Raw genomic sequence first — 17,086 nt, 5'->3', positions numbered from 1 at the left:
CTTTTCGAATAAGTACGCGATCCTGTCGCCTTCTCCGCGGCGCGGCCTCATTAAGCCAAAAGCTTAATTTCCCCCCTCCATAAATGATTACGTCATTCCTATATGAATCTGACTGAACTCAAGCAAAAGCCGATTACCGAACTGCTCGAATTGGCCGAACAGATGGGCATAGAAAATATGGCCCGTTCGCGCAAGCAGGACGTGATTTTCTCCCTGCTCAAGAAGCACGCGAAAAGCGGTGAGGAAATCTCCGGTGATGGCGTGCTGGAGATTCTCCAGGACGGCTTCGGCTTCCTGCGCTCCGCTGACGCTTCCTATCTCGCCGGCCCTGACGATATCTACGTCTCGCCGAGCCAGATCCGTCGTTTCAACTTGCGCACCGGTGACACCATCGTTGGCAAGATCCGCCCTCCAAAGGAAGGCGAGCGTTATTTCGCGCTGCTCAAGGTCGACACCATCAACTTCGACCGTCCGGAAAACGCGAAAAACAAGATTCTCTTCGAGAACCTGACCCCGCTGTTCCCGACCGTGCGCATGAAGATGGAAGCCGGCAACGGTTCCACCGAGGACTTGACCGGTCGTGTCATCGACCTGTGTGCTCCAATCGGTAAAGGCCAGCGCGGTCTGATCGTTGCTCCGCCGAAAGCGGGCAAGACGATCATGCTGCAGAACATCGCAGCGAACATCGCGCGTAACAACCCTGAAGTTCACCTGATCGTGCTGCTGATCGACGAACGTCCGGAAGAAGTAACCGAAATGCAGCGCACCGTGCGCGGCGAAGTGGTTGCCTCGACGTTCGACGAGCCGCCAACCCGCCACGTGCAGGTTGCCGAAATGGTGATCGAGAAGGCCAAGCGCCTGGTCGAACACAAGAAAGACGTGGTGATCCTGCTCGACTCCATCACCCGTCTGGCCCGTGCCTACAACACCGTGATCCCGAGCTCCGGCAAGGTACTGACCGGTGGTGTCGATGCCCACGCCCTGGAGAAACCAAAGCGTTTCTTCGGTGCTGCGCGGAACATCGAAGAAGGCGGCTCGCTGACCATCATCGCCACCGCGCTGGTTGAAACCGGCTCGAAGATGGACGAAGTGATCTATGAGGAATTCAAAGGCACCGGCAACATGGAGCTGCCGCTGGATCGCCGTATCGCTGAAAAGCGCGTCTTCCCGGCCATCAACATCAACCGTTCCGGTACCCGCCGCGAAGAGTTGCTGACCGCCGACGACGAGCTGCAGCGCATGTGGATCCTGCGCAAGCTGCTGCATCCGATGGATGAAGTCGCTGCCATCGAGTTCCTGGTCGACAAGCTGAAAACGACCAAGACCAACGATGAGTTCTTCCTGTCGATGAAACGCAAGTAAGTCGATAGACCAGCAAAAGCCGGGGAAACCCGGCTTTTTGCTATCTGAATTTTGATGAACCGGCAGTTCGTGGTTCTGAATGGAGGGGTTCGGCGCTAAACTGCTGCCCCCGAACGCCACGGCCAACACGAGGCTCACGCATGCAGTATCGCGACTTGCGCGACTTTATCAGCGGGCTGGAAAAGCGCGGTGAACTCAAGCGCATCCAGGTTCCGGTGTCCCCAGTGCTCGAAATGACCGAGGTCTGCGACCGCACCTTGCGCGCCAAGGGCCCGGCCCTGCTTTTCGAAAACCCTACCGGTTATGACATTCCCGTGCTTGGCAACCTGTTCGGCACCCCCGAGCGCGTCGCGCTGGGCATGGGTGCCGAAGCGGTCAGCGAGCTGCGCGAGATCGGCAAGCTGCTGGCGTTCCTCAAGGAACCCGAGCCGCCGAAAGGCCTGAAGGATGCCTGGTCCAAGCTGCCGATCTTCCGCAAGATCATTTCGATGGCGCCGAAAGTCGTCAAGGACGCGATTTGCCAGGAAGTGGTCATCGAGGGCGACGACGTCGACCTGGCCATGTTGCCGGTGCAGACCTGCTGGCCGGGCGATGTCGGTCCACTGATCACCTGGGGCCTGACCGTCACCAAAGGCCCGAATAAGGATCGCCAGAACCTCGGCATCTATCGTCAGCAAGTGATCGGCCGCAACAAAGTCATCATGCGCTGGTTGAGCCACCGTGGCGGTGCACTGGATTATCGCGAGTGGTGCGAGAAGCATCCCGGCCAACCGTTCCCGGTATCGGTTGCATTGGGCGCCGACCCGGCGACCATCCTCGGTGCCGTGACCCCGGTGCCCGACAGCCTCTCCGAGTACGCATTCGCCGGCCTGTTGCGCGGTAACCGCACTGAGCTGGTGAAGTGCCGCGGCAACGACCTGCAGGTACCGGCCACTGCCGAAATCATCCTCGAAGGCGTGATTCATCCGGGCGAGATGGCCGACGAAGGCCCGTACGGCGATCACACCGGTTACTACAACGAAGTCGACAGCTTCCCGGTGTTCACCGTCGAGCGCATCACGCACCGGATCAAGCCGATCTACCACAGCACCTACACCGGGCGTCCACCGGATGAGCCGGCGATCCTCGGCGTGGCGTTGAACGAAGTGTTCGTGCCGATCCTGCAGAAGCAGTTCCCGGAGATCACCGATTTCTACCTGCCGCCCGAAGGTTGCTCGTACCGCATGGCCGTGGTGACCATGAAGAAGTCGTATCCCGGCCATGCCAAGCGGGTAATGCTGGGTGTCTGGTCGTTTTTGCGACAGTTCATGTACACCAAGTTCGTTATCGTCACCGACGACGATATCAACGCCCGGGACTGGAACGACGTGATCTGGGCCATCACCACGCGCATGGACCCCAAGCGCGACACGGTGATGATCGAGAACACGCCGATCGACTACCTGGACTTCGCTTCGCCGGTGTCCGGCCTGGGTTCGAAAATGGGCCTCGATGCCACGCATAAATGGCCGGGCGAAACCACCCGCGAGTGGGGCCGGGTCATCGTCAAGGACGATGCCGTGACCCAGCGGATCGATGCCATCTGGAATCAGTTAGGAATAGATTGATGCGTGTAACCTTGCAGCCCTCCGGAGCAGTGCTTGAGATATTGCCCGGCGAGCGGATTCTCGATGGCGCGCGGCGCTTGGGCTACGAATGCCCGCAAAGTTGCCGCAACGGCAATTGCCACGTCTGCGCGGCGCTGCTGGTGGAAGGGCGGGTCGAGCAGACCGGCGATGTGCGCGACCATGGCGAGTTCTACACTTGCATAGCGGAGCCGCTCGAAGACTGCATCGTGCTGTGGGATGGCGTGCTCGCGCTGGGAGAATTGCCGGTGCGCAGCTTGTCGTGTCAGGTCATTGAGTGCAGGGACGTGGGCGGCGACACCTGGCGCGTGCGTCTGCGGGCTCCGGCCGGTAAACCGCCGCGTTACCACGCCGGTCAGTACCTGATGATCGAGCGCGAGAACGGCGAAAAGTCCGCTTTCTCCCTCGCCTCGGCACCGCATGCGGGTCGCGACCTGGAAATCCACGTACTGGCGCGTGAAGCCAGTGCGTTGAGCCTGATCGAACAGTTACAGCGCAACAGCATGGTGCGGGTCGAGTTACCGTTCGGCGATACCCACCTGGCAGAGTTGCCGGACGGTCCGCTCGTGCTGATCGCCGCCGGCACCGGCATGGGCCAGATCCACGGCCTGATCGAACATTGCCGGGCCTCGGGTTTCAAGCATCCGGTGCACCTGTATTGGGGCGTGCGTCGTCCGGAAGACTTTTATCAAGTCGAGCATTGGGACGAATGGCTGAAGTTGTCCAACCTGTTCCTGCACAAGGTCGTCAGCGATCAATGCGGCTGGAAGGGGCGTTGCGGCATGTTGCATGAAGCGGTGTGTGAAGACTTTCCCGATCTCAAGGCCTTGCATGTGTATGCCAGTGGCTCGCCGGCGATGGTCTACGGCACCCTGGATGCGCTGGTCGAGGCGGGGATGGATGCCCACCAGATGCGCGCCGACGTATTCGCCTACGCCCCCAGATCCTGATCCTGCCCCCCCCCATACTTGTAGGAGCGAGCTTGCTCGCGATGGATTAAAGTGCGCCGCGGTCAGCCTGACTTCCCGCGTAATCGTTAACGACCATCGCGAGCGGGCTCGCTCCTACAGGGTTTATAACTCTCCATATAGCCCATCGGTATTTATAAAAATGCATAAATGTCGGTAGGTTATATCTCGTTCAAGTGATTGATTAAGAACTGCGCCAAGGCACTTAAATTACTTGAGAACATATGTGCCTTATTGTTTCGGCGGTGCGTTCTATTTAGTAACTGTTTACTCGCGGGGAGCTGAACGCTATTCGCCATGAGCGCCATCGAATCGGCTTTTTTGAATCTGGCTTACCCTCCGCGGCTCGATCTGGGACCGCAGCTCACGCACGAACAATTGCTCAGCTCGATGCAATCGACCATGGCCCGCCACAAGGGTGGACCGGTGTGGCTGTTTGCCTACGGGTCGCTGATCTGGCGGCCAGAATGCACGGCGGTTGAGCGGGTTCGCGGCCGGGTGCATGGCTACCATCGCGGGTTGTACCTGTGGTCCCACGAACATCGCGGCACGCCGGAAATGCCTGGCCTGGTGTTTGGCCTGGATCGCGGCGGTTCTTGCAGCGGTTTCGCCTATCGCTTGCCCGAAGAGCAACTCGAAGCGTCGCTATACGCCCTTTGGCAGCGCGAGATGCCATTTCCTTCCTATCGCCCGCACTGGCTTAACTGCCGTCTCGAAGACGGCAACCAGGTGCAGGCCTTGGGGTTTGTGCTGGAGCGACATCTGCCCAGTTATGCCGGCAACCTGCCGGATCATGTGCTGAGTCATGTGTTCGAAAACGCTTGCGGGCGCTACGGCACCACTCGCGATTATGTCGAGCAAACCGCCCACGCCCTGCGCAGCCACGCCATGCCAGACCGGAATCTGGAGGCGCGGCTCAAGCGCTGTAAATCAAAGGCCGATCAAGCGAGTGCTTCACGGCCCTGACTGGCGGTTTGTTTGTGCCCTAGCGTCGGGGCCAGGAAGGCCATCGCCAGCAGGCAGGCACCGACCAGCAGCACGAAGCCGCCGTCCCAGCCGAAATGGTCCACGGTGTAGCCCATGGCTGCACTGGCCGCGACCGAGCCGCCCAGGTAGCCGAACAGACCGGTAAACCCCGCCGCCGTACCGGCAGCTTTCTTCGGTGCCAGTTCCAACGCCTGCAGGCCGATCAGCATGACCGGGCCATAGATCAGGAAGCCGATGGAAAGCAGCGCGATCATGTCGACCATCGGATTGCCGGCCGGGTTGAGCCAGTAGACCAGCGTCGCGACAGTCACCAGCGCCATGAACACCATGCCGGTCAGGCCGCGGTTGCCACGGAAGATCTTGTCCGACATCCAGCCGCACAGCAGCGTGCCCGGGATACCTGCCCACTCGTAGAAGAAATACGCCCACGACGTTTTGTCGACGGTGAAACCCTTGGCTTCCTTGAGGTAGGTCGGCGCCCAGTCCAGCACGCCGTAGCGCAGCAGATAGACAAACACGTTGGCCAAGGCGATGTACCAGAGCATTTTGTTGCGCAGCACATATTTGACGAAGATTTCCTTGGCGCTGAATTCTTCTTCGTGGCTGGCGTCGTAGCCTTCCGGGTAGTCGTTCTTGTACTGCTCGATCGGCGGCAGGCCAACCGATTGCGGGGTGTCGCGCATGGTCACGAAGGCAAACACCGCTACCGCCAGCGCCACGGCTGCCGGCACGTAGAACGCGGCGTGCCAGTCATTGAACAGGCCCATGCCGATCAGGAACAACGGGCCGATCAGGCCGCCGCCGACGTTGTGCGCCACGTTCCATACAGACACCACGCCGCCACGTTCCTTCTGCGACCACCAGTGCACCATGGTCCGGCCGCTCGGAGGCCAACCCATGCCCTGCGCCCAGCCGTTGATAAACAGCAGGATGAACATCATGGTCACGCTCGACGTCGCCCAAGGTGCGAAACCGAAAATGAACATCACCCCGGCCGAAACCAGCAGGCCGAACGGCAGGAAGAAGCGCGGATTGGAGCGGTCGGACACCAGTCCCATCAGAAACTTCGACAGGCCGTAGGCAATCGCGATGGCGGACATCGCCAGGCCCAGCTCCCCACGGGAGTAGCCCTCATCGATCAGGTACGGCATGGCCAGGGAGAAGTTCTTGCGCAGCAGGTAGTAACCGGCGTAGCCAAAGAAGATACCGGCGAAGATCTGCCAGCGCAGGCGTCGGTAGGTGCTGTCTATTTTTTCTTCAGGCAATGGAGCCTGATGTGCGGCAGGGCGAAAGAAAGCAAACATTCAAGAGCTCCAAATTTCTTGTTTTGACTGCGGATGCGAATATTACAGTTTCGTTACCGAAAATAGCACCGGTTCTCATTGGCAAAACAGCGAAGATGTTGGAATTCGCACGTTCCTTTATGAACATGTCGCTCAGATGTAAGTGAGGGGCGTTGTAGGAAGCGTTACCCGTTTTCGTATTGAGGACGTTGATGTACCGAAATAGGGCAGTTGTTTGGGAAAGGTCCTGCGTTCAATGCGGAAGCCATGGCGTTATGCCGGACGACTGCGCCCCGTAACCTTTGTGCTGTTGCCAGGTCTGGCGTTGCAGGCGAAGGGAGAGGGATATGCGGTGGTGGTTGTGCGGACTGTTGTTGGTGGCATCCATGGATGTCAGGGCCGGGGAGGTATTCCTGATACCCGAGAATAATCCCAAGCCGGTGTATCCGGTGGAGCTATACCGTGCCGGTGTTATCGGCATGGTGCGTGTCAGTCTGACCGTGCAGGCCGATGGTTCTGTCAGCAAGGCTGTGATTGCCGAAGATGCGCATCCCGGACTCGGTGAGGCTTCATTGGCCGCAGTCAGCCAATGGCGGTTCAAGCCGTGGAAGATCACCGGCGACCAGCCTGCGCGAGTCATCGTCATCGCACCGATGGATTACAGGCTGGACCGGGAACAGCCCATCCACATCAACAAGACGCTGGAGCGGCTCAAATGCGCTGACATCGGACGGGCAGCGCTGAACATCGATGACAGTTCGTGGGTAGACCTGCCGGTATTCAGCTGGACCCGCAGTTACCTGACGCACTCTCTTTCGCCGACGCAATTGCCGGAGCACAAGCGTCTGGCGCTGATTGCCAGGCTCAATAAAAGCATCCCATCGATAGTCAGGCGTTGTAACACTTATCCCGCGAGCCGATTCGTGCGGTTTCTTCCGGAAGAGATAGCGACTCTGTTTTGACGAAAAAGCGCGGCAGCGTGGCCGCGCTTTTTTGCCGGATAGAGATTCAGCGAACCTGCACCACCACTTTCCCGACCGCTTTACGCTGGCCAAGATCATTGATCGCCTGCGCGGCATTACCCAGCGGATACACCTGCGACACCAGCGGCTTCAACTTGCCTTCGGCAAACCAGCCAAACAGTTGCTGGAAGTTCGCCGCGTTGTCCTGTGGCTGGCGCTGGGCGAAGGAACCCCAGAACACCCCGAGTACTGCGGCACCCTTGAGCAGTGCGAGGTTCACCGGCAGTTCAGGAATGCGTCCGCTGGCGAAGCCGACCACCAGCAGGCGGCCGTTCCAGGCGATGGCGCGGATGGCCTGGTCGAACAGGTCGCCGCCCACCGGGTCGTAGATCACGTCGGCGCCCTGGCCATCGGTCAGGCGCTTGATTTCGTCCTTGAGGCTGGTTTCGCTGTAGTTGATCAGTTCATCGGCACCAGCGGCCTTGGCCACGGCAAGTTTTTCCGCGCTGCTGGCCGCGGCAATCACCCGGGCGCCCATGGCTTTGCCGATTTCCACTGCGGCCAGGCCGACACCGCCGGAGGCGCCCAGCACCAGCAGGGTTTCGCCCGGTTGCAGGTTGCCGCGCTGCTTGAGGGCGTGCATCGAGGTGCCGTAGGTCATGCTGAAGACGGCGGCGGTGTTGAAGTCCATGGACGACGGGATCGGCAACACGTTGTAGCCCGGCACGGCGACCTGCTCGGCAAAGCTGCCCCAGCCGGTCAGGGCCATGACCCGGTCACCGACTTTCAAGTGGCTGACTTTTTCACCCACGGCGCTGACCACGCCTGACGCTTCGCCACCCGGAGAGAACGGGAAGGGCGGCTTGAACTGGTATTTGCCCTCGATGATCAACGTGTCGGGGAAATTGACCCCGGCGGCGTGCACGTCCAGCAGGATTTCATTCTTCTTCGCGACAGGACTGGCGACGTCTTCCAGCACCAGCGATTCGGCAGGGCCGAAGGCTTTGCACAGCACGGCTTTCATCAGGGCTATTCCTTTGGGAGTGATGGCCGATAAGTGTAGGTGTATGGGTCGACGGGTCAACGAGCATGCCCGGCCCTGATAGCCAGCCATAAGCTTGTGCTTGTGCGACGGGTCGTTATGCTAGGCCGCAAACCGGATAAGGAGCGAATTGTGAAAGCGTGGATCATGTTGTTGCTGGCCCTGTCTCTGCCTGTGGCAGCGGTGGCCGAAGAAGCCAAAGAAGATGCAGCTCCGAAGGTCAGCTACATCACCCTGAGCCCGCCGTTCGTGGGTAACTACGGGCTGGATGGCACGCCGAAACTGAAGGTCTACAAGGCCGATGTGGCGTTGCGGGTGACCGGTGACGAGGCCGCCAAAGCGGTGAAGGCCAATGAACCTTTGATCCGCAATCAATTGGTCGCGCTGTTCGCCCAGCAGACCACCGAGACGATGAACAACGTCGAGGCCAAGGAAAAGCTGCGTCAGGAGGCCCTGAAACAGACTCAGCAGGTGATGAACGACGAAACCGGGAAACCTGTGGTTGAGGATCTGTTGTTCAACAACCTGATCATCCAGTAAGTTTTCCGCCGCCTGTGCCGGCCTCTTCGCGGGCAAGCCCGCTCCCACAGGGTTCCGTTGTGGACATATGATCATGTTCCAACACAAATCCACTGTGGGAGCGGGCTTGCTCGCGAATGCATTCTGACCGACGCTGAGAAACCTATGGCTTGAGCGCGATCACCGCCGCCCACTGCTCTGGTGTCACCGGCATCACCGAAAGCCGCGAACCTTTCTGCACCAGTGGCAACTCGGCCAGCGCCGTCTGTTGCTTCAGGTAGTCCAGCTTCAGCACTCGGGCAAACGTCTCGACATGCGCGACATCGATCGCGCTCCAGGCGTTTTTGTCCGGGGTGGCCTTCGGGTCGAAATAATGGCTTTCAGGCTCCAGTGCCGTCGGGTCCGGATAGGCGGCTTCGACAATCCTGCCGATTCCGGCAATACCCGGCTCGGGGCAGCTGGAATGATAGAAAAAGAACTCATCGCCCATCGCCATGGCCCGCAGAAAATTGCGTGCCTGATAGTTGCGAACCCCGTCCCAGCGCGCTTTGCCAAGCTTTTCCAGCCCTTTGATCGAGAGTTCGTCGGGCTCGGATTTCATCAGCCAATAGGCCATGTCTTTTGCTCCTTGCGGGGTGATTGAGCAGCTTGTCGGCAATTTTATGACAAACCGACAGTCGGTTGACGTCAGCATTTGCGCAGCGGTTCACGTTGTCGCAAAATGCCGGCCTTTAAAGCTTGACGCTGCTGCACGGCCTGTAAACGGAAACCGCTGCTGTCATCGTGTTGATATGCCTTTGGGGGGCAATCGATGAAACGCAAACCGGATTTACTATGGATTTTGGTCATTTTGTTCGGCCTTGGCGTCGTGACCACTGGCTATGCCCAAAGCCTGTGGGCCAACAAGACCGATGCACCGGTCGAGCTCGCCCAATTGCAGCAACAGTCGACAGCCTTCAAGCGCTGATCCTGTTGCCGCGGCACCACTGATCAAAGTGGTGCCTGGCCTGCGTAATACCAGGCCTTGTCTGTCACCGTCCCTTGCAACGGCACATCCCAGCTCGCCTGAGCCAATCGCTCGACCTTCTGACATTCATGGGCAAGCCCCAGCAGCGTCGGCTTGCGCCAGTCCTGTCGGCGTGCCAGGTAGGCCAGGCTCCGATCGTAGAAGCCACCTCCCATTCCCAGGCGTCCGCCGACATCGTCAAAACCCACCAATGGCAACAACACCAGGTCCAGCGCCCAGACCTTGCGCTGCCGGGCGAGGTTTGCCCGCGGTTCGAGAATGCGAAAGCGGTTGGGTTTGAGTTTTTCCCCGGGGCGGATGCGCTGGAACACCATTTTGGTTCGCGGCCAGGCACTCAGCACCGGCAGATAGGTGGCTTTGCCCCGGCGCTGTGCGGCACGCAGCAACAGGCGCGGATCAATTTCACCGTCGGTCGGCAGATAGAGTGAGATGTGTCTGGCGCGGCGGAACAGCGGTTGCTGGGCCAGTTGCTTGTACAGCCCGCAAGCGGCCTGGCGCTGCTGACTTGGTGTCAGCGCGCGGCGGGCCTTGCGCAGCATGCGTCGAAGTTGCGGGCGGGGAAGCAGCGCAGGTTCGGTCATGGTTTGTGGCTTCGGCAGGACGGATACGCAAAGCGTACCCGTAAAAACGCCGATGCCGGTATTTAAACCGGCATCGGACTGGAATCAGGCTCCCCGAATGTGTCGCTGTCGACTTAGCCCTTGAACCCGAAAGTTCAAGGTGGAAGATGCAGTAGGCTTTAAGGCTTTCCGTCTAGCGGACATGCACACCAGCCCAACGTGCAACCTCCAGGGTATAGCAAATCGGCTCAGGGACATCGCCAACTGGCAAGCACCCCAGGGAGTGATTGGAGTATACCTCAAGCGGTCGCGCGAATCAGCCTTTGGTGACGTCCGGATCGGTGGCGAGCACCAGATCGACGCGATCGAGCAGGTCGCGCACCTGTTCACGGGTCGATCCGCTGACCTGTACATCCGGGCGATCTTCCTTGTGCAGCAGATCGTGGGTGATGTTCAGCGCGGCCATCACGGCGATACGGTCGGCGCCGATGACTTTGCCGCTGCTGCGGATCTCGCGCATCTTGCCGTCCAGGTAACGGGCGGCGCTGATCAGGTTGCTGCGCTCTTCCTGAGGGCAGATGATCGAATACTCTTTGTCGAGGATCTGCACGGTGACGCTATTGCTTGAACTCATGAGTCTTGCTCCAGGGCCTTGAGGCGCGAAATCATCGATTCGACCTTACGCCGGGCGATTTCGTTTTTTTCAATGAGGTGCGCGCGTTCCTCGCGCCAGGTCTTTTCCTGAGCTAGTAAGAGTCCGTTTTGACTCTTAAGTTGCTCGACTCGGGTAATCAGCAGTTCGAGTCTGGCCATCAGCGCTTGCAGGTCGGTGTCTTCCATTGTCTTCACTGTCTGATGGGAGTCGGACCGTAGGAGCGAGCTCGCTCGCGATGAACCTGAGAGCGCCACGGGGTGTCAGGTACCCAGCGTTATCGTTGGCGTCCATCGCGAGCGTGCTCGCTCCTACAGGGGTAGTCGATGTAGGATACAAGGCCTTCATTCTAGACATAGCGCCGTCTGGCGCCTAGCTGCCCATGACCATTCAGAATTCCCCGTACCAAGCCTTCGCCACCCTGCTGACTTCCAGCGGTCACAACGTCTCGCCTGCCGAACTGCATGGCCTGCTGCTCGGCCGCAGCTGCGCCGGCGCCGGCTTCGAAGCCGAAGGCTGGCTGATCGACGCCGCCGAACTGCTCGAAAGCGAGCCGCAGGACAACGTTCGCAACGCCCTGATCGGCCTGCAGGAAATGGTCAAGGGCGAGCTCACCGGCGATGACGTGACCGTCGTACTGCTGCTGCCGACCGACGAGGCTCCGCTCACCGAGCGTGCCGCCGCACTGGGCCAATGGTGCCAGGGTTTCCTCAGCGGTTTCGGCCTGAACTGCCGTGACAGCAGCACCCTGAGCACCGAGGCCACCGAAGTGCTGCAGGACCTGGCCGCCATTTCCCAGGTGCAAGACGCGCTGGAAGAGTCCGAAGACGGCGAAACCGACTATATGGAAGTCATGGAGTACCTGCGCGTCGCGCCGTTGCTGCTGTTCTCCGAGACCAAAAAAGACCTGTCGGCCGCCGCCAAACCGTCGCTGCACTAATCGTTTGCCAGGGAACGCCATCTGCCCATGATCCATATCCCGAAATCGGAATACAGCCGTCGCCGCAAGGCCTTGATGGCGCAGATGGAACCCAACAGCATCGCCATCCTGCCCGCCGCCGCGGTGGCCATTCGCAACCGCGACGTCGAGCACGTTTACCGCCAGGACAGCGACTTCCAGTACCTCAGCGGGTTTCCCGAGCCCCAGGCCGTACTGGTGCTGATGCCGGGGCGTGTGCATGGCGAATACATCCTGTTCTGCCGTGAGCGCAACGCCGAACGCGAGCTGTGGGATGGCCTGCGCGCCGGGCAGGAAGGCGCGATTCGCGACTTCGGCGCCGACGACGCCTTTCCGATCACGGATATCGACGACATCCTGCCAGGCCTGATCGAAGGCCGTGACCGGGTGTATTCGGCCATGGGCAGCAACCCTGAATTCGACCGCCACCTGATGGAGTGGATCAACGTGATCCGCTCCAAGGCCAACCTCGGAGCCCAGCCGCCGAACGAATTCGTTGCCCTGGATCATCTGCTGCACGACATGCGCCTGTATAAATCGGCGGCAGAAGTGAAAGTGATGCGTGAGGCGGCGCGGATTTCCGCCCAGGCGCATGTACGGGCGATGCAGGCCTGTCGCGCCGGGCTGCACGAATTCAGCCTGGAAGCCGAGCTCGATTACGAATTCCGCAAGGGCGGGGCGAAGATGCCGGCCTACGGTTCGATCGTCGCGGCGGGGCGCAACAGCTGCATCCTGCATTACCAGCAAAATGACGCGCTGCTCAAGGACGGTGATCTGGTGCTGATCGATGCCGGTTGCGAGATCGACTGTTACGCCAGCGACATCACCCGGACCTTTCCGGTCAGTGGCAAGTATTCAGCGGAACAGAAAGCGATTTACGAATTGGTGCTGGCCTCCCAGGAGGCCGCCTTTGCCGAGATCGCCCCGAACAAACACTGGAACCAGGCGCACGAGGCCACAGTCCGGGTCATCACGGCCGGGCTGGTCAGGCTGGGGTTGCTGCACGGCGACGTCGACGAGCTGATCGCCAGTGAAGCCTACAAGGCGTTCTACATGCACCGCGCCGGCCATTGGCTGGGCATGGATGTGCATGATGTCGGCGAATACAAGGTCGGCGGCGAATGGCGCGTGCTGGAGGTCGGCATGGCGCTGACCGTGGAGCCGGGGATCTATATCGCCCCGGACAACCAGAGCGTGGCGAAGAAATGGCGCGGCATTGGCGTGCGCATCGAGGACGACGTAGTGGTCACCAAGACCGGCTGTGAAATATTGACGGGCGGCGTGCCGAAAACCGTCGCCGACATCGAGGCCCTGATGGCGCAAGCACGGACACAAGCGGCATGAATCGAGTCAACCTGGCAATCATCGGTGGCGGGCTGGTCGGTGCAAGCCTGGCCCTTGCGCTGCAGGCGGGCGCCAAGGCCCGGGGCTGGAAGATCGTGCTGATCGAGCCGTTCGCCCCTGGCGACACGTATCAACCGAGTTATGACGCCCGTTCTTCGGCGTTGTCCTTCGGCTCGCGGCAAATCTATCAACGGTTGGGCATCTGGCAGGAAGTCACCCGCCGCGCCGAACCGATCAAGCAGATTCATGTGTCCGACCGTGGACGTTTCTCCACCGCCCGGTTGTCGGCGATGGAAGAAGGCGTTCCAGCGTTGGGTTATGTCGTTGAAAACGCCTGGCTCGGCCAATGCCTGTGGCAAGGCCTGGACAAGGATGTGATCAGTTGGCGTTGCCCGTCGGAGGTCACCCGCATGGAGCCGCTGACCGATGGCTATCGCCTGACCCTCAACGATGAAACCACCCTGGAATGCGACCTTGCGGTGCTCGCCGATGGTGGCCGCTCCGGCCTGCGCGAGCAACTGGGGATCGGCATCCGCAAGCGTCCGTACAACCAGAGCGCGCTGATCGCCAACATCACCCCGAGCGAAGCCCACAACGGCATGGCCTTCGAGCGTTTCACCGACGAAGGCCCGATGGCGTTGCTGCCGCTGCCGGAAAACCGCTGCGCACTGGTCTGGACCCGCCTGGGCATGGACGCGCAACGCCTGGCGGCCCTTGATGAGCGCAGCTTCCTCAGCGAATTGCAGGGAGTGTTCGGTTATCGCCTTGGCACATTGAAACAGGTCGGTGCGCGGCACCTGTATCCGCTGACACTGGTCGAGGCCGAAGAACAGGTGCGTCCGCATCTGGCGGTGCTCGGCAACGCGGCCCACAGCCTGCATCCGATTGCCGGCCAGGGGTTCAACCTGTCCCTGCGCGATGCCCAGGCCCTGGCCGATGCCTTGCTCGCCAGCGAAAAACCATTGGGCGACTTCGCCACGTTGCAAGCCTATCGCGAACGCCAGCGTCTCGATCAGGACCTCACCGTGGGCTTCTCTGATCAAGTCACGCGCCTGTTCGGCAGCACCCAGCCGCTGGTGTCCCTGGGGCGCAACATCGGCTTGCTCGGTCTCGACCTGCTGCCACCGGCCAAACGCTGGTTTGCCCGACAGGCGATGGGGCTGGGTACCCGTCCGGATGCTTGACTGGCTGATCCGCCTTTTTGGCAAGGCGCGACTGATAAAAAAATACCTGCCGCGATTGCAGGTCGACATTCATGACGGCGCCGGCCACCTGGTGGCGCGGGTCGGGAAAACCCTTTACGTGCGGCTCAAGCCGCAAGAGAGACAGGCTTAAAGCATGGAAATGCGCGCAGATCTGCTGATTGTCGGGGCCGGAATGGTCGGCAGCGCCCTGGCGCTGGCGTTGCAGGACAGCGGGCTGGAAGTCCTGCTGCTGGACGGCAGCCCCATGAGTGTCAAACCCTTCGATACCCAGGCTGCATTTGAGCCTCGGGTGAGTGCCTTGTCGGCCGCCAGCCAGCGGATTCTCGAACGCCTTGGCGTCTGGGATGGCATCGCCGGGCGGCGCAGCAGCCCCTACACCGACATGCAGGTCTGGGATGGCAGCGGCACCGGGCAAATCCACTTCTCGGCGGCCAGCGTGCATGCCGAGGTGTTGGGGCATATCGTCGAGAATCGCGTGGTCCAGGATGCCTTGCTTGACCGCCTGCACGACTGCGACCTGGGGTTGCTGGCCAATGCACGGCTGGAACAGATGCGCCGCTCCGGCGATGACTGGCTGCTGACCCTGGCCGATGGCCGCACCTTGCGTGCTCCGCTGGTGATCGCAGCCGATGGCGCCAACTCGGCGGTGCGGCGCCTGACCGGGGTCGCGACCCGCGAATGGGATTATCTGCACCATGCCATCGTCACCAGCGTGCGTTGCGCCAAACCGCATCAAATGACGGCCTGGCAGCGTTTCACCGACACCGGCCCGTTGGCGTTTCTGCCCCTTGAGCGCGACGGCCAGCAGGATTGGTGTTCGATCGTCTGGTCAACCACGCCCGGCGAAGCCGAGCGTCTGATGGCAATGGATGAACAAGGCTTCTGCAAGGCGCTGGAGCGAGCCTTTGAAGGCCGGCTCGGCGATGTACTGAACGCCGACCCGCGCCTGTGCGTGCCCCTGCGCCAGCGGCATGCCAAGCGTTATGTGGCTGAAGGCCTGGCGTTGATCGGCGACGCCGCCCACACCATCCACCCGTTGGCCGGGCAGGGGGTGAACCTCGGGTTCCTTGATGCCGCCGTGCTGGCCGAAGTGCTGCTGCAAGCGGCAACCCGTGGCGAACGACTGGCGGATGTGAAAGTCCTCAGCCGTTACGAACGTCGGCGCATGCCGCACAACCTGGCGCTGATGGCGGCGATGGAGGGCTTCGAGCGTTTGTTCCAGGCCGATCCGTTGCCGGTGCGCTGGTTACGTAATACCGGGTTGAAAATGGTTGAGAAAATGCCGGAAGCCAAGGCCTTGTTCGTGCGTGAAGCGCTGGGGCTGACCGGGGATTTGCCGGCGCTCGCCAAGGCCTGAGGTTTGCGTTGAGTCTACTGGCCTCTTCGCGGGCTTGCCCGCGAAGGCGTCAGCACAAGCACCACAACTTCCAAGCGGCGCAACATCTGGTAACTCCTCCACAAGCGGGTTCGATTGAGAAGCTAAATGTGAGTCCTTATCATTTGGCCTCATTTTTCAATCGAAGGACCGCTCCCATGTTGGCATCGAAGCGTCTACTGACTGCACTGGCCTTGACCCTGATCGGTAGCACCGCCGCCCAGGCCGCTGACGAGGTGGTGGTCTACTCCTCGCGAATCGACGAACTGATCAAGCCGGTATTCGATGCCTACACCGCCAAGACCGGCGTGAAGGTGAAGTTCATCACCGACAAGGAAGCGCCCCTGATGCAGCGGCTCAAGGCGGAGGGCGCGAATACGCCGGCCGACCTGCTGCTCACAGTCGATGCCGGCAACCTCTGGCAGGCCGAGCAGATGGGCATCCTCCAGCCATTCACCTCGAAAACCATCGACGCCAACATCCCGCTGCAATACCGGGCAGCCTCCCATGCCTGGACCGGCCTGAGCCTGCGGGCGCGGACCATCGCCTACTCCACTGATCGGGTGAAGCCGGGTGAATTGACCACCTACGAAGCGCTGGCCGACAAGCAATGGGAAGGCCGCCTGTGCCTGCGCACGGCGAAGAAGGTCTATAACCAGTCCCTGACCGCGACCATGATTGAAGTGCACGGTGCCGGCAAGACCGAGGAAATCCTCAAGGGCTGGGTCAAGAACCTGTCCACCGACGTGTTCTCCGACGACACCGCGGTGCTGGAAGCGATCAATGCCGGCCAGTGCGACGTCGGTATCGTCAACACCTACTACTACGGCCGCCTGCACAAGCAGAAGCCAGACCTGCCGGTGAAGCTGTTCTGGCCGAACCAGGCTGACCGTGGCGTACACGTCAACCTGTCGGGTATCGGCCTGACGCAACACGCGCCGCACCCGGAAGCGGCCAAGGCCCTGGTGGAGTGGATGACCACTCCTGAAGCGCAGAAAATCTTTGCCGACGTGAACCAGGAATTCCCGGCGAACCCTGCCGTCCATCCATCCGAAGAAGTGGCGGCCTGGGGCAAGTTCATTGCCGATACCTTGCCGGTGGAAATTGCCGGCAAGCGCCAGGCTGAAGCGATTCGCATGATGGACAAGGCTGGCTGGAACTGAGTCAGCCGCTGTGCTGCGCCCCGCCTGTGCGGGGCGTTTGTTTTTGCGCTACGC

At 60.7% G+C, this 17,086-nt stretch carries 18 protein-coding genes, 1 other RNA gene and 1 pseudogene; 13 read left to right on the top strand and 7 right to left on the bottom strand.

Features of this window, described 5'->3' with window-relative positions:
- Positions 1-102 precede the first annotated feature (102 nt).
- The 4 genes from rho to ACLD1X_RS19930 all read left to right on the top strand — a co-directional run bounded on the left by rho (position 103) and on the right by ACLD1X_RS19930 (position 4,921).
- A complete protein-coding gene (gene rho / locus ACLD1X_RS19945) occupies positions 103-1,362 on the top strand; it encodes a transcription termination factor Rho (RefSeq protein WP_003206716.1) in 1,260 nt (419 codons plus the stop codon).
- Between the two features lie 140 nt (positions 1,363-1,502).
- A complete protein-coding gene (ubiD, locus tag ACLD1X_RS19940; RefSeq protein WP_429370557.1) occupies positions 1,503-2,969 on the top strand; it encodes a 4-hydroxy-3-polyprenylbenzoate decarboxylase in 1,467 nt (488 codons plus the stop codon).
- Entirely contained in the window at positions 2,969-3,937 is a 969-nt protein-coding gene (locus ACLD1X_RS19935; RefSeq protein WP_429370555.1) for a CDP-6-deoxy-delta-3,4-glucoseen reductase, read from the top strand. The genes ubiD and ACLD1X_RS19935 overlap by 1 nt, the downstream gene beginning before the upstream one ends.
- A 315-nt stretch (positions 3,938-4,252) precedes the next feature.
- Positions 4,253-4,921: a gamma-glutamylcyclotransferase gene (locus ACLD1X_RS19930; RefSeq protein ID WP_085723760.1), complete on the top strand. Its 669-nt coding sequence runs from the start codon at positions 4,253-4,255 to the stop codon at positions 4,919-4,921.
- On the opposite strand, the gene glpT is transcribed toward ACLD1X_RS19930, so the two are convergent.
- Complete coding sequence (glpT, locus tag ACLD1X_RS19925; protein WP_429370553.1) at positions 4,897-6,246, bottom strand: glycerol-3-phosphate transporter; 1,350 nt, start codon at positions 6,244-6,246, stop codon at positions 4,897-4,899. The two genes, ACLD1X_RS19930 and glpT, sit on opposite strands and share 25 nt — an antisense overlap.
- A 365-nt stretch (positions 6,247-6,611) precedes the next feature.
- On the opposite strand from glpT, the gene ACLD1X_RS19920 reads away from it, so the two are divergent.
- Positions 6,612-7,187: an energy transducer TonB gene (locus ACLD1X_RS19920; RefSeq protein WP_429370551.1), complete on the top strand. Its 576-nt coding sequence runs from the start codon at positions 6,612-6,614 to the stop codon at positions 7,185-7,187.
- Between the two features lie 46 nt (positions 7,188-7,233).
- On the opposite strand, the gene ACLD1X_RS19915 is transcribed toward ACLD1X_RS19920, so the two are convergent.
- A complete protein-coding gene (locus ACLD1X_RS19915; protein WP_429370549.1) occupies positions 7,234-8,211 on the bottom strand; it encodes an NADPH:quinone oxidoreductase family protein in 978 nt (325 codons plus the stop codon).
- A 150-nt stretch (positions 8,212-8,361) separates the two neighbouring features.
- Here ACLD1X_RS19915 and ACLD1X_RS19910 point away from each other — a divergent pair, with 150 nt between their 5' ends.
- Entirely contained in the window at positions 8,362-8,769 is a 408-nt protein-coding gene (locus ACLD1X_RS19910; protein WP_429370547.1) for a flagellar basal body-associated protein FliL, read from the top strand.
- Between the two features lie 142 nt (positions 8,770-8,911).
- Here ACLD1X_RS19910 and ACLD1X_RS19905 read toward each other — a convergent pair whose 3' ends face one another.
- Positions 8,912-9,364, bottom strand: a complete 453-nt coding sequence (locus ACLD1X_RS19905) for an EVE domain-containing protein (RefSeq protein ID WP_429370545.1) — start codon at positions 9,362-9,364, stop codon at positions 8,912-8,914.
- A gap of 195 nt (positions 9,365-9,559) precedes the next feature.
- On the opposite strand from ACLD1X_RS19905, the gene ACLD1X_RS19900 reads away from it, so the two are divergent.
- Entirely contained in the window at positions 9,560-9,715 is a 156-nt protein-coding gene (locus ACLD1X_RS19900; protein WP_007982896.1) for a hypothetical protein, read from the top strand.
- 23 nt (positions 9,716-9,738) lie between these two features.
- Here the strand turns inward: ACLD1X_RS19900 and ACLD1X_RS19895 are convergent, their stop codons facing one another.
- The 4 genes from ACLD1X_RS19895 to ACLD1X_RS19880 all read right to left on the bottom strand — a co-directional run bounded on the left by ACLD1X_RS19895 (position 9,739) and on the right by ACLD1X_RS19880 (position 11,175).
- Complete coding sequence (locus ACLD1X_RS19895; RefSeq protein ID WP_429370542.1) at positions 9,739-10,356, bottom strand: 5-formyltetrahydrofolate cyclo-ligase; 618 nt, start codon at positions 10,354-10,356, stop codon at positions 9,739-9,741.
- A gap of 86 nt (positions 10,357-10,442) precedes the next feature.
- Positions 10,443-10,621, bottom strand: a non-coding RNA gene (gene ssrS / locus ACLD1X_RS19890) — 6S RNA.
- Between the two features lie 30 nt (positions 10,622-10,651).
- A complete protein-coding gene (locus ACLD1X_RS19885; protein ID WP_015097304.1) occupies positions 10,652-10,969 on the bottom strand; it encodes a cell division protein ZapA in 318 nt (105 codons plus the stop codon).
- Positions 10,966-11,175, bottom strand: coding sequence for a TIGR02449 family protein (locus tag ACLD1X_RS19880; RefSeq protein WP_007982902.1), 210 nt, complete (start codon positions 11,173-11,175; stop codon positions 10,966-10,968). The genes ACLD1X_RS19885 and ACLD1X_RS19880 overlap by 4 nt, the downstream gene beginning before the upstream one ends.
- Before the next feature lie 194 nt (positions 11,176-11,369).
- Here ACLD1X_RS19880 and ACLD1X_RS19875 point away from each other — a divergent pair, with 194 nt between their 5' ends.
- The 6 genes and pseudogenes from ACLD1X_RS19875 (at position 11,370) to ACLD1X_RS19850 (ending at position 17,032) form a co-directional block, all read left to right on the top strand.
- Entirely contained in the window at positions 11,370-11,927 is a 558-nt protein-coding gene (locus tag ACLD1X_RS19875) for a YecA family protein (protein ID WP_429370539.1), read from the top strand.
- Positions 11,928-11,954: 27 nt separating this feature from the next.
- A complete protein-coding gene (pepP, locus tag ACLD1X_RS19870; protein ID WP_429370537.1) occupies positions 11,955-13,289 on the top strand; it encodes a Xaa-Pro aminopeptidase in 1,335 nt (444 codons plus the stop codon).
- Positions 13,286-14,473: a 2-octaprenyl-6-methoxyphenyl hydroxylase gene (gene ubiH, locus ACLD1X_RS19865; protein WP_429370535.1), complete on the top strand. Its 1,188-nt coding sequence runs from the start codon at positions 13,286-13,288 to the stop codon at positions 14,471-14,473. The genes pepP and ubiH overlap by 4 nt, the downstream gene beginning before the upstream one ends.
- 37 nt (positions 14,474-14,510) lie before the next feature.
- A pseudogene (locus ACLD1X_RS19860) lies at positions 14,511-14,624 on the top strand (tetrameric acyl-CoA thioesterase); the annotation flags it as partial.
- A 9-nt stretch (positions 14,625-14,633) separates the two neighbouring features.
- Positions 14,634-15,851, top strand: coding sequence for a 2-octaprenyl-3-methyl-6-methoxy-1,4-benzoquinol hydroxylase (locus tag ACLD1X_RS19855; protein ID WP_429370710.1), 1,218 nt, complete (start codon positions 14,634-14,636; stop codon positions 15,849-15,851).
- A gap of 176 nt (positions 15,852-16,027) precedes the next feature.
- Positions 16,028-17,032 carry an extracellular solute-binding protein gene (locus ACLD1X_RS19850; protein WP_057398749.1) on the top strand — a complete coding sequence of 335 codons (1,005 nt, stop codon included), beginning with the start codon at positions 16,028-16,030 and terminating at the stop codon, positions 17,030-17,032.
- The last annotated feature ends 54 nt before the right edge of the window (positions 17,033-17,086 follow it).

Source organism: Pseudomonas sp. 18173, from assembly GCF_050432945.1.
GTDB lineage: Bacteria > Pseudomonadota > Gammaproteobacteria > Pseudomonadales > Pseudomonadaceae > Aquipseudomonas.
The sequence above is the reverse complement of the archived record's forward strand: the minus strand, read 5'-3'. Positions and strand labels throughout refer to the sequence as shown.